We start from the raw sequence: 16,139 nt of genomic DNA on the forward strand, positions 1-16,139 counted from the left end.
GATCACATTTGACAGAGCTGTGTCAGTTTGACGCAAGAGACATCTTGCGTAATTGTTGGGACAAAAAAATTCACGGGCCCGCGCATCGGCAATTATTCCGCGCGTGGAATAAAAAATCGCGGTTCCGGCATTGTTGCGAAATCGCTCCGGTTACCTTTAGCTTTGTCGAACAAAAACAATCCTTCGGGGGAACCATGAGAGCCGCTTATCACACGCGCCTGTGCCGCGTTGCATCAACCGTCGTCGCAAGCGCAGTGGCTGGCCTGGCCAATTTCCCCGTCCATGCCGAGATCCTCGTCACGGCCAATGACGGCAAGATGGTGCTGGAGAACGGCAACGCCGTGGTGCGCAAGCAGCCTCTGCCCGACACGGTCAGCGTCATCGATTTCACCGACGGCGCACTCAAGCTCTTGGCAGAGGTGCCGGCTCCTGCAAGCGTCGTCGGCCCGCCGCCGAGCGTCGCGGTCGCGCCTGATGGTTCCTTCGCGCTGGTCACGGGCGCGATGAAGGTCGACCCGGCGGATGCGACCAAGACGGTGCCTGACGACAAGCTCTCCGTGATCGACCTGAAATCCTCGCCGCCAAAAGTGCTGGCGACGCTGCAGGCAGGCGCCGGGGCGGCCGGCGTGTCGATCAACCGTACAGCGACCCTGGCGCTGGTCGCGAACCGGAGCGAAGGCACGGTCTCGGTCTTCACCATCAACGGCAACACGCTGACGGCCGCCGGCAAGATCCAGCTCGGCGACGCCAAATCAGGTCCAAGCCACGTCGTCTTCTCCCATGACGGCGCAACTGCCTTGGTCACCCGCGACGGCGACAGCCGGACCTCGCTGCTGACCGTGGACGGCAACAAGGTCGAGTACGCCAAGCGCGACCTCTATTCCGGCGTGCGCCCCTACGACATCGATCTCACCGGGAGCGCCACCGCCATCATCGGCAATGTCGGTGCCAGCGGCAGCGACGCCGATACGATCAGCGTGATCGACATGAATGCAAGGCCGATCCGCGTCGTCACCACGATCAGCGTGGGGCAGACGCCCGAGGGCGTGAAGATGTCGCCGGACGGACACTACGTCGCCGTCACCGTCATGAACGGCTCGAACAAGCCGTCCGCCTCGCCCTTCTTCAACGATTTCGGCCTGCTGAAAGTCTACAAGATCTCCGGGACCGAGCTCGCGCCGGTGGCAGATGCAAAGATCGGCCGTTGGTGCCAGGGCATGGTGTGGTCAACGGACTCCAAATTTGTCGTGGCCCAGTGCATGGTCGAGAGCGAGCTGATCGCGTTCTCGTTCGATGGCAAGGCGCTGACCAGGACATCGACGCTCAAGATGCAGGTGAGTCCTGCCGGCATCCGCACTGCCGAGCCGTAAGGACTCATCGATCGAGTGACGTGAGATACTGGTCTGCGACTGCACGCCATCGCTCGGGATAAAGCCGCAGCAAATGGCCGTCGCCGGGAACGCCGTGCAGCAGCTCGAAGTGCGCGTTGCCGCCGGCGGCGGCGAACGCCTGCTGATATTCGCGGATCAGATCTTCCTTGTAGAGGCGGTCGTTGTCGGCATAGAGCCAGAGCTGCTTGACGTTGGCCCCCGCGCCGCGGCCGGCATTCGTGTAATATGGCGTGGTCACCGGTCCGTACGGGTACCAGCCGCCGCTGAAATTCACCACGCCCATCACCTCGTTCGGTTTGAGCCCAGCGTAGTGCATGGCGAGAAAGCCGCCACGCGACTGGCCGGCGAGCAGCACCTTGCCCGGCTTGACGCCCGGCAGCGTGCGGCCATAGGCGATCGCGGACTCGAGATCCTCGACGGCCTCAGCGACACCGGCCGAGACATCGGTCAGCCCGCCGTCATGATCGCGTCCAAAGGTTTCTTCACCGTTGATGCCCTCGGAACTGCCGCGTCCACGACGCATCACCGCCAGCACGGCAAATCCGTTGTCGCGCAGCCAATGCGCCTCGGTCGAGAACGACCACGACCTGAGCTGATTGCGACCGACGTCGGATCCATGGGTGAAAATCGCAAGCGGTGCCGGCCCCGGCGTCGACGGCGGATAGAACGTGCCTTCGAGCGTGATCGGCCGTGTGCCATCAGGCGTGCGAACCGTGAGATGCGGAATCCGGACGCGCTCGCCGGGCCACGGCCAGTCGTTCGGCCGATCGCCTGCAGCAAGACGCGCCGGATCGGTGCGGACCAGCGCGCCGGAGGTGACGGCGCCATTCTTGAGCGTGGCCGTCATGTACAATCGGTCGGGGCCATCAAAGGCATAACGGAAGATGCGAAACCCCGTCATGGTCAGCACGCCGTCCACGACCGTCGCCTGGTCGCGCCACCATTCGCGATTCATGCCGTTGAAGGCGGAGTCCGACCGGGCGAAGACGAGGTCTGCATGGCCGTCGGCCCTGACGTGCTCGACCACGAGGATGTGCCTGTCATCTTGCCAGGTCCCGATCCAAGCGCCCTGGAAGCGCGCGATCTCGGGCGGCACGTCGGACGCCGGCGCCTCCATGTCGAACCGCGGCGGCAACGGGACGATGGTCTCGGGATCGACCGTCAGCTGTTGGGCCTGAGCGCTCTGCATCATCAAGACCAGCGCCACCATCGCGGCTACAATCCAACGTCCAAGCATGTGCTCTCAGCCCAAGGACCATCTACTCGGTACGGATCGGCGTGTCCTTCAGACCATTATTATCATAGGCCTTGCGCAAGGTGCCGTTCGTCACGGCCTCGTTCATGAATTTTGTGACGAAGGCAAGCGACTGCGGGTGGCCGAGCGGGACCGCAACGGCCGTCACCGTCTTCTTGAACGTTTCGTCCAGCACCCTGGTCCCGGGAATCTTCTGCGCCATCTTGTTGAGCTGATCGCGCGACAGCGCGAAGGCATCGACCTCGCCGCTCTTCAACAGGCCAAAGATCTCATCATAGGTCTGATAGCCCGTGACGTTCGCATTCTTCAGATGCGCAACGGCGCCGCGCATCGTGGTCGTGGCGTTGACGGCTGCGACCTTGATACCAGGTTGGTCGAGCGTAGCGAAATTGGTGACGCTCGAACCCGCCTTGACGATATAGGTGGCGTCCGCGACCTCGTAGATCGGGCCGAATGTCATCTTGGTTTCGCGCTCGGGATCTTTCGGCAACCAGGTGACGTCCCAGCTGCCGTTGCCGGCCGCGTCGGTAATCTGCCCGGAATTCTGGTACACGACATACTCGACGGGGATGCCGATTTGCGCCGCCATGTCCTTGCCGAGATCGACCGGTACGCCGGCATAACCGGCTTCGGTCTTGGTCGACCAGAACGCGCCGCCCGCCGGGCTGATCGCGATCGCGACCCGCAGCTTGCCGGTCGGCGCGATCTCGTCTTTCAGGCCATCGGCTAGCGCGGGCATGGCGACCATGGCGGCAAGAGCGAGGCCGGCGCAGGCCGACCAGAACGGCGATGGCATGTCATTATCTCCTCACGTTTCTTTTTTTGCGTCCGCTTCATTTTGCCGGCGTCGCGCCCGTCGCGCAGCCTTTGCCGCAATTCTGACGGATCATGCGCTCCGTGAAAAGCGGCATCTCATGACAAACTTCAAGTCTGTTTGCGATGCAAGGCCTGTGACCACCATAGCTATGGTGGTTCCACGGCCGGGCATTTGTTGCTAGCCTGCCGCACCGACAGCCAGCCATCGGGGGCCATCGAATGACGCGCGCGACTCTCGCTTCTCCCGCACGAGCCGACGGACCATGGCGGCGGATCGGCCTTCTACCTGTCGCGATCGCGGCCACAGTCGCGCTCACCGGCTGCGAGGACAAGAACACTTTCGTGGCGCCGCCGCCGCCGAAAGTGGACGTCGCGACGCCGATCCAGCGCCCTGTCACGCGCTATGTCGAGGCCACCGGCAACACCGCGCCGATCAAGAGCGTCGATCTCGTCGCCCGCGTGCAGGGGTTTCTGCAAACGATCGACTACACCGACGGCACCTTCGTCAAGCAGGGCACCCAGCTGTTCACGATCGAGCCTGAGACCTACAAGCTCAAGCTCGACCAGGCGCAGGCCGCCGAGGCCGGCGCGCAGGCCACGCTCAAACAGGCCGAAGCCGATTTCAAGCGGCAGGTCGATCTTGTTCAGCGCCAGGCGGTCTCGCAGGCCACCCTCGACACCTCGACATCCACCCGCGACAACGCCCAGGCCAGTCTCCAGCAGGCCCAGGCCAACACCAGGATCGCCGAGCTCAACTACAGCTATACCAAGGTGAGCGCGCCGTTCGACGGTATCGTCAGCGCGCATATGGTCTCGGTCGGTGAGCTCGTCGGCGTCTCCTCTCCGACACAGCTCGCCACCATCGTCGCGATGGACCCGATCTGGGTGAACTTCACCGTCAACGAGCAGGACGTGCTGCGCATCCGCGCCGAAGCGCAACGGCGCGGGCTGACCGCCGTCGACCTCAAGCAATTCCCGATCGAAGTCGGCCTCCAGACCGAGACCGGCTATCCGCATGAAGGCCACCTCGACTACGTCGCGCCGACCCTGAATTCGTCGACCGGCACGCTCGCCGTGCGCGGCCTCGTGCCCAACGACAAGCGGGTGCTGCTGCCCGGCTATTTCGTCCGCGTCCGCGTGCCCTTCGACCAGGACAAGAACGCCCTCCTCGTCCCCGACACCGCGCTCGGCAGCGACCAGGGCGGCCGCTATCTGCTGGTGGTCAACAAGGACAATATGGTCGAGCAGCGCAAGGTGCAGATCGGCGCCGCGGACAACGGCCTGCGCGTGATCGAAAGCGGCCTGAAGCCGGACGACCGCGTGGTCATTTCGGGACTGCTGCGCGTGATTCCAGGCCAGAAGATCGACCCGCAACAGACCAAGATCGAGCAGCCGCAGGCGTCTGCCAAGTGAGGGGCCGCCAGCCATGATCTCAAAGTTCTTCATCGAACGGCCGGTCCTCTCGAACGTCATCGCGCTCCTGATGATCCTGATCGGCGGCGTCGCGCTGTTCAACCTCGCGATCTCGCAATATCCCGACGTGGTGCCGCCGACGGTGCAGGTCACCACGCGCTATCCCGGCGCTAGCGCCAAGACCGTGATCGACACGGTTGCCTTGCCGATAGAACAGCAAGTCAACGGCGTCGAGGACATGCTCTACATGCAGTCCTACAGCGGCTCCGACGGCACCTATACGTTGACGGTCACGTTCAAGATCGGCACCGACCTCAACTTCGCGCAGGTGCTGGTGCAGAACCGCGTCTCCAGCGCGCTGTCGCAGCTGCCGTCGTCGGTGCAGAACCAGGGCGTCACCGTTCAGAAGAAATCGACCTCGATCCTGCTGTTCGTGACGCTGACCTCGCCGGACTCCCGCTTCGACAGCCTTTACTTGAGCAACTACGCCACCATCAATCTCCGCGACGAGCTTTCGCGCCTGCCCGGCGTCGGCAACGTCACGGTGTTCGGCGCCGGCCAATATTCGATGCGGATCTGGCTCGATCCGAACAAGCTGCAGGCGCGCGGATTGGTGCCGCAGGACGTGATCCAGGCGATCCAGCAGCAGAGCCAGCAGGTCTCGGCCGGACAGGTCGGCGCGCCGCCGACACCGCCGGGACAGGCGTTCCAGTACACCCTCAACGTCAACGGAAGGCTCGACGACACCGGCCAGTTCGAGAACATCATCGTCAAGACCGGCACCAGCGGCGACGTCACCCGCGTGCGCGACGTTGGCTGGGTCGAATTGGGTGCGCAGACCTACAGCCAGATTTTCTCGCTCAACAAGCAGCCCTCGGTCGGCATCGGCGTCTTCCAGTCGCCCGGCGCCAACGCACTCGAGGTCGAGCAGGCCGTCGAGAAGAAGATGACGGAGCTCGCCAAGCGTTTTCCGGAAGGCATCAAATACGACACGCCGTTCGACACCACCAAATTCGTCAATGCCTCGGTGCACGAGGTCTACATGACGCTGATCGAGGCCGGCCTGCTGGTGCTGGTCGTGATCCTGGTGTTCCTGCAGGACTGGCGCGCGATGCTGGTGCCGGCGACGACCGTGCCGGTCACCATCATCGGCGCCTTCGCGGCGATGGCGGCGCTCGGCTTCACCATCAACATGTCGACGCTGTTTGCGATCGTGCTGGCAATCGGCATCGTCGTCGACGACGCCATCGTCGTGGTCGAAGGCGCCGCCCACAATATCGAGCAGGGCATGAACGGCCACGACGCCGCGATCAAGGCGATGGACCAGCTGTTCGCGCCGATCGTCGGCATCACGCTGGTGCTGATCTCGGTGTTCCTGCCGGCCTCGTTCCTCGCCGGCCTCACCGGGCGCATCTACTCGCAATTCGCGCTGGTGATCGCGGCGACCGCGCTTTTGTCCGCCATCAACGCGGCGACCCTGAAGCCGACGCAGTGTGCGCTCTGGCTGCGGCCGACGGTGCCGCCGGAAAAGCGCAACTTCTTCTATCGCGGTTTCAACAATGTCTATGACCGCGTCGAGCGCGGCTACACGCGGCTGATTGGCATGCTGTGTAGGAACAGCACGATCTCGGTCGCGATTGCACTGGTGCTGATCGGGATCGGCGGCTACGGCCTGTCGCGGGTGCCGACCGGCTTCCTGCCGATCGAGGACCAGGGCTATCTGATCGCCGCGGTGCAGCTGCCCGATGGCGCCTCGCTCGAGCGAACCCAGAAGGTGCTCGACCGGGCCGCCGATATCATCAAGGACACACCGGGCGTCGCTCAGGTCATCACCATTGCCGGCATCTCCGCGCTCGACAGCAGTGCGAGCCTCGCCAATGCCGGCGTCGCCTACATCATCCTGAAGGACTGGGACGCACGCAAAGGGCCTGGCGAGGATCTGCGCTCGCTGGTGTACGGCTTGAACGACAAGCTCGCGACCATCATGGAGGCGCGCACGCTGGTGCTGCCGCCGCCGCCCATTCAAGGCATCGGCAATGCCGCCGGCTTCTCGATGCAGGTCGAGCTGCGCGACGGCAACAACGATTTCGCCAAGCTGCAGGCCATCACCAGCGCGATGGTCTCCAACGCCCAGAGCCAGAGCGCGCTGCAGCGCGTCTCGTCCTCGTTCCGCTCTTCGGTCCCGCAGTTCAACGTCGAGATCGACCGCGTCAAGACCCAGACGCTGCATGTGACCACGGACGCGGTGTTCGCGGCGCTGTCGACTTATCTCGGCTCATCCTACGTCAACCAGTTCAACAAGTTCGGCCGCGTGTTCCAGGTCTACACCCAGGCCGATCCGGCGTTCCGCGTCACCGAGCGCGACATCGCCAACATGCAGGTGCGCAACCAGAACGGCGACATGATCCCGATCGGCACGGTCGCCACCATCACGCCGGTGACAGGCCCGTCGCTGATCAGCCTCTACAATCTCTATCCGTCCTCGACCATCGTCGGCCTGCCGGCGCAGGGCTATTCGTCGGGCCAGTCGCTGAAGCTGATGGAGGAGATCGGCGACAAGACGCTGCCGCCGGGCACCGGCTTCGAATGGACCGCGATGTCCTATCAGGAGAAGGCGGTCTCGAACCAGATCTACTGGGTGTTCGGCCTGGCCATGCTGCTGGTCTATCTCGTGCTCGCCGGCCAGTATGAGAGCTGGTACGCGCCGATCTCGGTGATCCTCGCCGTGCCGCTGTCGCTGATCGGGCCTATGCTGATCCTCAACGGCCTGAAGATCGACAACAACCTCTATTGCCAGATCGGCCTGATCCTGCTGATCGCACTGTCGGCCAAGAACGCGATCCTGATCGTCGAGGTCGGGCTCGAACTGCACGGCCGCGACGGCAAGCCGGTGCTCGAGAGCGCGATCGAGGCGGCGCGCGCCCGCTTCCGGCCGATCCTGATGACGTCGTTCGCCTTCATCCTCGGCGTGGTGCCGCTGGTGATCGCGACCGGCGCCGGCGCCAGCGCCCGCAAGTCGATCGGCATCACGGTGTTCTCGGGCATGCTGGCCTCGACCTGCCTCGCGGTGCTGTTCGTGCCGGCGTTCTTCGTGGTGGTGCAGCGCTTCGAGAACTGGCGCGCGTCGAAGAAGGCGCCGAAGGCACAGCCGGTCGCGGAGGTGAAGCCCTAGGTCGCTCCGACCAAAAGGCGAAAACAACCCCATGCACAGTAGAGATGGGGTGGAAAAGGCGCGAGAAATTTCGGTCTTGCCGAAATCGCTTGCTCCGTCGGGCAAAACACTGGCATGATGGCATCATGGGTGGTGTGCGTGACGTGGCGCGACGCCTACGGCTCCCCGTCATTGCCAGCGCAGCGAAGCAATCCAGAGTCCCTCCGCGGAACGATTCTGGATTGCTTCGCTACGCTCGCAATGACGGAGTATGCATCACCTGCTAAGCCTTCTCCGCCGGCGCCTGCCGTGCCTCTCCGCTAGAAACCAGCACCACCGAGACCTTCGACTGCCGCAGCACTGCATCGGCGACGCCACCGAAGGAGAGATGGTCGCCCTGGATGCGGTCGACGCCCATGACGACGAGATCGACATCGGTGGTGTCGATCTCGCGCAGGATCGCAGCCTCCGGCGCCCGGTTCACGCGCAAGGTCGTGGTGATGTCGACGTCGTAGCGGGCGGCGAGATCGCTGGCGTCCTTCAGGATGCCCGCCTCCTGGCTCAATCCGCGGGAGGCGCCGCGCTGTGCGCCCTTGTCCCGCGTCGTCGCAACATAGATCACGCGTAACGAGCCTGATCCCGCCTGCGTCAGCGCGACCGCGACCTCCGCGCCACGCTTGGAGACGCCGCTGCCGGAGACGGGAACGAGGATGTTGAGCCCGTCCGGCATCGGCTGCTTCAAATGCTTGCCCTTGGCCGCAACGATCGCGAGCGGTCCGTCGAACTTTGCGGCGATCTCCTCGATCTTCCGATCGAACCGATCCTTGCTCGCAGCGACCTTGTCGACGCCGACGACGAGGAGATCGAAGCCCTTGCGCGCCTCGTCGGCGATGGTCTCGCCAAGCTCCGCGCGGCGCGAGCGGGTGACGACATCGACGCTGCCGGCATCGCCGTCACTATTGGCGGACACCGTCTCCGCCGCCCTCTTCACCACGGCCTCGTGGCTCTCCGCCTCGTCACGGCCCTTCTCCTGCTCTTTGCCACGCTTGCCGACATGCAGCACAGTCACCGGAAAACCGCGCATGCCGGCGATCAGGCCCGCGATGTGAGCGGCGAAGGTGGCGTTGACGCTCTCGTCGACCGCCAGCAAGGGACGCTCGAGATTGGCGACGAAGCCGCACCTCTCGAACTCCTCGCGCTCGAGCCGGTCCTTCTCTTCCTTGTTCATTGGCAGCTTCGCGAGCGCCGCGCGCAGCATCGGCGGCATCGCGATCGTGGTTACGATCGCCATAGTGACGATCATCGTGAACAGGTTCTGGCTGAGCACGCCGATCGAGAGACCGATGGTGGCAATGATCACCTCGGTCGAGCCGCGCGCATTCATGCCGCTCGCGAGCGCCAGCGACTCCCGCGTGCTCAGGCCCCCCACAGTGCCGCCGACAAAGGCGCCGCCGAACTTGCCGACGCTGGCGATCACGACCAAGAGGCCCGTGAGCATCAGAAGATTGGGATCGCGCAATACCGACAGATCGGCGCTGAGGCCGGCGAGGCCGAAGAACACCGGCATGAAGAAGCTGGATATGAGCCCGCGCAAGCGCTCGTCGATCTGCCGTGTCAGAATCGGCGACTCGCCAACGAGGATGCCGGCGACGAAGGCACCGAGCACGGTATGGACGCCGATCAGGTGCGTAATCAGCGCCATCGCGCACATCAGCAGCAGGATCACGGTGATGACCGCCGCCGCGCTGACGAGGTTGTCGTTGGCCCAGCGGATCAGCTGAAACACCAGCCGGCGGCCAATGGTGAAGCTGACCGCGAGGAAGGCGAGTGTGCCTAGCACGGCCTTCGCCACCGAGGCGACGTCCAGCGTGCCTTGCGAGGCCAGGCTGAAGATGACGGCGATGATGATCCAGCCGATGGTGTCGTCGATCACCGCGGTGGCGACGATGATCTGGCCGACATTGCGACGCATGAAGTTCATCTCGCGCACGACCACGGCGACGATCTTCACGGAAGAAATCGACAGCGCCGTGCCCATGAACAGCGAGGCCACCAGCCGCTGCTCGGGCTTCGGCAGCAGTGCATCGGGCAGGAACCCGCCGAGCGCAAAGCCGCAGGCAAACGGCACAAGGATGCCGGCGATCGAGGTCGTGATTGCGGCCTTGCCGACCTTCCTGACCAGCTTGAGGTCGGTCTCCATGCCTGTCAGCAACAGCAGCAGCAGAATGCCGAACTGCGCGATGCCGTCGATCATCGCCTTCTGCTCGGGTGTCTTCGGAAAGATCGCGTGCTGCGCCTCGGGCCAGATCCAGCCGAACAGCGACGGCCCGAGCAAGATGCCGGCGAGCAATTCGCCGATCACCGAGGGCTGGCCGATCCGCTGCATGATCTCGCCGAGGCCGCGCCCCACCGCGATCAGCAGCACGATCTGCGCCACCAGCAGGAATTCGGACGGGCCGGCCGATTTGCCGCCCTCGGCGCTGGCCGCAATGGTGGTAACGACGAGCGCCGCCGGGACAAGGCCGACCGGCCGGAGCAGGCTCCACTGCATGCAGGTGTCTTTCCCGCGTTCCGTCCCGGCCACGTGCCGGAGCCACGGGGATAGAACCCGCGGGAGGTGGAGCGGGTTCCCTGCCTCGCGCCTCACGACGACCCGTCAAACGGACGCCGCCGCCGGCGTCCGGATCTCGCGCGGGAGGATGATCGCCGCCGCAATCGCGAGCAGGCAGAGCGCTGCAAACGCGTGCAGCATGGTGACGAAGCCGCCCTGCTCGTAGAGCCAGGCGACCAGGCCCACGGACGCACCCGCCGCGGTGAAGCCGATGAAATAGCGCACGGCATAGGCGCGCGAGCGCCATTCCTCGCTGGTGTATTTGCCGACCATGGCGTCGTTCACCGTGACCTGTCCGAACGCGCCCATGACGATGCCGATCGAGACCAATATCAACGGCAAGTTGGACAGGCTCGCGGCGAGATAGAGGAACGGCGCCAGCATGAAGGACAGCGGCAAGGCCACCGTCTTGAGTGAGTAGCGGTCGAGCAGCCGGCCGATCGTGTACTGCGTCATCGCGCCGAACACATAGACGCAGGCCGCGATGACCCCTAACAGCGCCGGGCTCTTGGTCAGGTCGGCGAGCCGCTCGGCGAACAGCTTTGGCAGCGCGACGGTGACGGCGTTGAAGGTGGTCGAGATCGCGATCACGACGATCAGAAGCGACAGCACCACGCGCCACATGTCCTGCTTGGCGACGCGCGCTTGCGCGGCCGCCTGCTTCGAGCCCTTGCGGTCCTCATGCACGACCAGCATCGCAAAGGCGATGCCGATCAGGATGGTGACGATGCCGGGGACGATGAAGGCAAAACGCCAGCCGAAATACTGGCCGATCACGCCGGTGACCAGCGCGGACGAGGCGACGCCGAGATTGCCCCAGACGCCGTTGATGCCCATCTCGCGGCCGAGCCTGTCGGCATAGGACACGATCATCGCGGTGCCGACGGGATGATAGATCGAGGCGAACACACCGATCGCGAACAGGGCCGCGCCGAGCTGCACAGGCGTTTGTACGAAGCCGACCGAGATCATGGACGCGCCGATGCCGATGAAGAAGATCAGCATCATGTGGCGGCGGCTCCAGCGGTCCCCGAGCCAGCCGGTGAGCAGCGAGCCGGCGCCGAAGGCGATGAAGCCGGGGGTCGCGTAGGGCAGCAGTTCCGAATAGGCCATGCCGAGCGCCGGCCCCATGATGATCACGGCTGCGGCGAAGATCAGCATCGCATAATGGTCGATGAAATGGCCTGCGTTGACGAAACTGATGACCCGGCTGGGGCTGTTCATTCGGAATCCTCTCCTGTTCCGAAATGAGTTATATGTCGTGGGCTTGACGGGATGCTGCCAATGACTGTCGTCGAAACGCCAATCCTCAGGGAAGTCCGTGGCAACCACCGCTCCACCGCGGGCGTGCACCTGGTCGCGCGCGACTATCCCAAGGGCCTGCGGCTCGACCCGCACATGCACCGCGAGGCCCAGCTGGTCTATGCCGCGAAGGGCACGATGCAGGTGAACACGCCCGGGGGACGCTGGCTGGTGCCGCCGGACCGCGCGGTGTGGGTCCCGGCCGGGCTCGAGCATGCCATCGACGTGCTCGCCGACATCGAGATGCGCACGCTGTATTTCGACCTCGCCTGGCTGAAGCGCGAGAAGCGTTATGAGGGATTGACCAGGGAATTCGTGGTGCGGGTGTCGCCGCTGCTCAACCAGGCGATCCTCGCGCTGTTCGACGCGCGCAACACCGAAGAGCGCACCGAGTTGCTGGTGCGCCTGGTGATGCTGGAATTGCACCAGGCCGAGGATTCCGCGACCTTCGTGCCGCTGCCGCACGAGCCGCGCTGCCGGCGCGCCGCGATGATCGTGCTCGATGATCCCACCGGCCTCCACGACATCGACACGCTGGCACGCGAGGTCGGAACCTCCGCGCGGACGCTATCGCGGCTGTTCTCGACTGAGACGCAGCTGAGCTTCAAGAGCTGGTGCCAGCGGGCGAGGATTGCGGCGGCGATCCAGCGGCTGTCGACGGATGCCGGCGTGTCGGTAAAACAGCTTGCGACGCAACTGGGTTATGCCAGCGTGCCGGCGTTTTCGGCGGCGTTCCGTCAGGTGATGGGGCGGACGCCGACGGAGTTTGCGGGGAAGGGTTGAGGCCTCGTGATTGCGAGCGCAGAACTCGTAGGGTGGGCAAAGCGAAGCGTGCCCACGCATTTTTCGTGATCGAGAGAGATGGTGGGCACGGCGCAAGTGCGCCTTTGCCCACCCTACGGCAGCTCAAGCCCCCGCGTGTGATTACCTCGTCTTCGCCAGGCATGACAGACTTCTCGAAACGCACGGCCCAACTAAAGTTGCCAAATTCGCCTGCTTGATTGTGATCGGCTTCCGCCTAAATCCCGTGTAAGCTTCCGCAACGCACAAATCCGGTTTCGAAAGGCCCAGATGGCTAACGCCTTCTTCTCCGACCTGCTCGCCACCATCTCCGAGCGCGGCCGCACGCTGCTGCGCCGGGATTCTGCCGATACCAAACAGGACGCCGACGGGCTGATCGAGCTATGTGGCGCGCTGCTGTCGGGCCGGGGCGAAGCTTCCGGCACCGCCATGGCGCGTGAAGTGCTCGACATCTACCAGGAGTTGGATGCGGCAGGACGCCGCGCCTTCTTCGAGGGACTTGTGCGCGATTTCGGCCCGGACCGGGAACGGCTGGCACAGGCGATCGAGACATGGCGCGCGAAGCCGGCCGACGAGGACGCGAGCGCGCTGCATTTCGCCTCGGAGCCGCGGCGGCAGGAGCTGATCCGCCGTCTCAACCGCGCGCCGGGCGGCACCAGCGATCTCGTCAGCATGCGTGCCGATCTGCTCGGCATGATGAACGGACACACCGATCTCGCCGCGCTCGACCGCGACGTCTCGCATCTTCTCTCTTCGTGGTTCAACAGGGGGTTTCTCGTGCTGCGCCGGATTGACTGGTCGACCCCGGCCAACATCCTCGAAAAAATCATCCGCTATGAAGCCGTGCACGAGATCTCCGACTGGGACGATCTGCGCCGCCGCATCGATCCGGTCGACCGCCGCTGCTACGCCTTCTTCCATCCCGCGATGGTGGACGAGCCCCTGATCTTCGTCGAGGTGGCGCTGACCGAGACCATTCCCGGTGCGATCGCGCCGCTGCTGGCCGTCGATCGGCAGTACCTGCCGATCGAGAAGGCGCGCACCGCCGTATTCTACTCGATCTCCAACACCCAGCGCGGTCTTGGCGGCATCTCTTTCGGCAGCTTCCTGATCAAGCAGGTGGTCGAGGAGCTGCGCCGCGAGACGCCGAAGCTCGACACCTTCGTGACGCTATCGCCGGTGCCGGGCTTCATGCCATGGGTGAAGCAGGACAAGGACCTGCCGCTGTCGGACGAGGATCGCGAGATCCTCAAGCGCCTCGACGATCCCAAATGGTATGAGAATCCCGAGACCACCGCGCAGCTGCGCGCCGTGATCGAGCCGCTGGCCGCCCATTATTTCCTGAAGGCGCGCACGCCGAAGGGCAAGCTGATCGACTCCGTCGCCCGCTTCCATCTCGGCAACGGTGCCCGCCTCGAGCGCATCAACTGGCTCGGCGACCTCTCGCCAAAGGGCGTGCGCGAATCCGCCGGCGTGATGGTGAACTACCTCTATCGCCTCGACGACATCGAGAAGAACCACGAAGCCTACGCCAATGACGGCGAGGTCGTGGCGTCCGGCGCGGTGAAGAAGCTCTTGAAGGGCGAAGGGCGAAGGCTGCTGGATATGCGGTTGTCGTAGGGGGAAGACGCTCTCTCCACCATCATTGCGGGCGAAGGCGGAAGCAATCCAGACCGTCTCCGGGGAAAGCTCCTGGATTGCTTCGCTCCGCTCGCAATGACGGATGATGTGGCGAGTTCTCGCACAACTCCGCATCACCGTGCAGCGCAGACCAAAGCGCCAGCCGACGACCCCGCTCCCTCCCCCGTCATTGCGAGGAGCCCTTGCGACGAAGCAATCCAGACTGCTTCCGCCTTCGCTAAAGCTTCGGCGGACAGGTCGCTACGCTCGCAATGACGGAGAATGTGCGCTAGACGGTTCATCAGTTCCTGCACCAAAGAACGGGACACCATGAAACGACGCGACTTCCTCGGCCTCACCGCGGCCGCCGCCACCAGCCTTACCCTCGCGCCCACACGTGGTTTCGCGGAAGGCGCCGGCTCCGGGCCGGAGATGACGGCGCTGTGCGATTACATGAGCGCGGCCAAAACCCGCGCGCTGCCGGCCGAAGTCGCCGAACAGGCAAAACACCACATCCTCGACACGCTGGCGTCGATGATCTCGGGGTCGGAGCTGCCGCCCGGTCAGGCCGCGCAGCGCTACATCCGCGCCAACGCCGCGCAGGGCTCGGCGACAATTGCCGGCACGGCGTTCACGGCGTCGCCGGTCGAGGCTGCGCTTGCCAACGGCGTCATGGCGCATGCCGACGAGACCGACGATTCCCACAGCCCGTCGCGGTCGCATCCGGGATCCTCGACCGTTCCCGCCGCGCTTGCGCTTGGCGAACATCTCGGCATCGACGGCGCGCATTTCCTGCGCGCGGTGACGCTCGGCTACGATGTCGGCACACGCGTGGTGATGGCGATGGGCGGCGCCGATTTCAGTTACGAGAGCGTGCTGAGCACGCACAGCATTTCCGGCACGTTCTGCGCCTCCGCGGCAGCCGCCTGCGTCGCCGGCTTCGACGCACGCCGGATGCGCTGGGTGCTCGACTATGCCGCGCAGCAATCCTCCGGCTTCATCGTGTGGCGGCGCGACGTCGACCATATCGAGAAGGGGTTTGTGTTCGCCGGCATGCCCGCCCGCAACGGCGTGACCTCGGCGCTGCTGGTGCGCGCGGACTGGAACGGCGTGGACGACGTGTTTTCGGGACCGGACAATTATTTCCTGGCCTATGCGCCGAAGGCCGCGACCGCAAAGCTCGTCGAAAAACTCGGCGAGCGTTACGAGATCGCGGGCACCGACATCAAGAAATGGACGGTGGGCTCGCCAATCCAGGGACCGCTAGATGCGATCTACGCGATCCGCAGCAAGCAGGCGTTCGAGGCCGAGCAGGTGAAGCGCGTGATTGTGCGCCTTGCGCCGTCGGTTGCCGAGGTCGTGGACAACCGCGACATCCCCGACATCTGTCTGCAGCACATGGTCGCCGTGATGCTGCTCGACAAGACCGCCTCGTTCCACGCCGCCCACGACAAGCCGCGCATGCAGGATGCCGCCGTGCTGAAGGAGCGCGCCAAGGTGAATTTGGTGCGCGACGAGGAGCTTGCCAAGCTGTTGCCGGTGCGCGTCGCGATCGTCGAGATCGAGCTTGCCGACGGCAACCGCCTGTCCGAGCGCGTCACCGCCGTGCGCGGCACCCCGCGCAACCCGATGACGCGCGAAGAGGTCATCGACAAGGCCCGCGACCTGATCGCGCCGGTGGTGGGACGGGACAAGTCGGAGCAGTTGGTGAAGTCGGTGTATGAGATCGAGACGGTGACGGATATAAGGAGCTTGCGGCCACTCATCCAACGCACCTGA

The 16,139-nt window shown here is 64.6% G+C and carries 10 protein-coding genes; 6 read left to right on the forward strand and 4 right to left on the reverse strand.

Going from position 1 to position 16,139, the window contains the following annotated elements; genetic code table 11:
* The first annotated feature begins 194 nt into the window (after positions 1–194).
* A complete protein-coding gene (locus FXB40_RS14025; RefSeq protein WP_148772779.1) occupies positions 195–1,370 on the forward strand; it encodes a beta-propeller fold lactonase family protein in 1,176 nt (391 codons plus the stop codon).
* Positions 1,371–1,374: 4 nt separating this feature from the next.
* On the opposite strand, the gene FXB40_RS14030 is transcribed toward FXB40_RS14025, so the two are convergent.
* Both FXB40_RS14030 and FXB40_RS14035 read right to left on the reverse strand, forming a co-directional pair.
* Complete coding sequence (locus tag FXB40_RS14030; protein WP_148772780.1) at positions 1,375–2,628, reverse strand: alpha/beta hydrolase family protein; 1,254 nt, start codon at positions 2,626–2,628, stop codon at positions 1,375–1,377.
* 22 nt (positions 2,629–2,650) lie between these two features.
* Complete coding sequence (locus FXB40_RS14035; protein ID WP_148772781.1) at positions 2,651–3,442, reverse strand: ABC transporter substrate-binding protein; 792 nt, start codon at positions 3,440–3,442, stop codon at positions 2,651–2,653.
* A 239-nt stretch (positions 3,443–3,681) separates the two neighbouring features.
* On the opposite strand from FXB40_RS14035, the gene FXB40_RS14040 reads away from it, so the two are divergent.
* Complete coding sequence (locus FXB40_RS14040; RefSeq protein WP_187436867.1) at positions 3,682–4,875, forward strand: efflux RND transporter periplasmic adaptor subunit; 1,194 nt, start codon at positions 3,682–3,684, stop codon at positions 4,873–4,875.
* A 13-nt stretch (positions 4,876–4,888) separates the two neighbouring features.
* A complete protein-coding gene (locus tag FXB40_RS14045; protein WP_148772783.1) occupies positions 4,889–8,047 on the forward strand; it encodes an efflux RND transporter permease subunit in 3,159 nt (1,052 codons plus the stop codon).
* A 262-nt stretch (positions 8,048–8,309) separates the two neighbouring features.
* On the opposite strand, the gene FXB40_RS14050 is transcribed toward FXB40_RS14045, so the two are convergent.
* Both FXB40_RS14050 and FXB40_RS14055 read right to left on the reverse strand, forming a co-directional pair.
* Positions 8,310–10,577, reverse strand: coding sequence for a cation:proton antiporter domain-containing protein (locus tag FXB40_RS14050; protein ID WP_148772784.1), 2,268 nt, complete (start codon positions 10,575–10,577; stop codon positions 8,310–8,312).
* Between the two features lie 105 nt (positions 10,578–10,682).
* Positions 10,683–11,861, reverse strand: coding sequence for an MFS transporter (locus FXB40_RS14055; RefSeq protein ID WP_148772785.1), 1,179 nt, complete (start codon positions 11,859–11,861; stop codon positions 10,683–10,685).
* Positions 11,862–11,921: 60 nt separating this feature from the next.
* Between FXB40_RS14055 and FXB40_RS14060 the strand changes: the two genes are divergently transcribed.
* The 3 genes from FXB40_RS14060 (at position 11,922) to FXB40_RS14075 (ending at position 16,139) form a co-directional block, all read left to right on the forward strand.
* The gene (locus tag FXB40_RS14060; protein ID WP_187436868.1) at positions 11,922–12,722 is read left to right on the forward strand and encodes an AraC family transcriptional regulator; all 801 of its coding nucleotides are present in this window, start codon (positions 11,922–11,924) and stop codon (positions 12,720–12,722) included.
* Positions 12,723–13,010: 288 nt separating this feature from the next.
* Positions 13,011–14,360: a malonyl-CoA decarboxylase gene (locus FXB40_RS14065; RefSeq protein ID WP_148772787.1), complete on the forward strand. Its 1,350-nt coding sequence runs from the start codon at positions 13,011–13,013 to the stop codon at positions 14,358–14,360.
* A 330-nt stretch (positions 14,361–14,690) separates the two neighbouring features.
* Positions 14,691–16,139, forward strand: a complete 1,449-nt coding sequence (locus FXB40_RS14075) for an MmgE/PrpD family protein (protein WP_148772789.1) — start codon at positions 14,691–14,693, stop codon at positions 16,137–16,139.

Source organism: Bradyrhizobium rifense, assembly GCF_008123425.1.
GTDB lineage: Bacteria > Pseudomonadota > Alphaproteobacteria > Rhizobiales > Xanthobacteraceae > Bradyrhizobium > Bradyrhizobium rifense.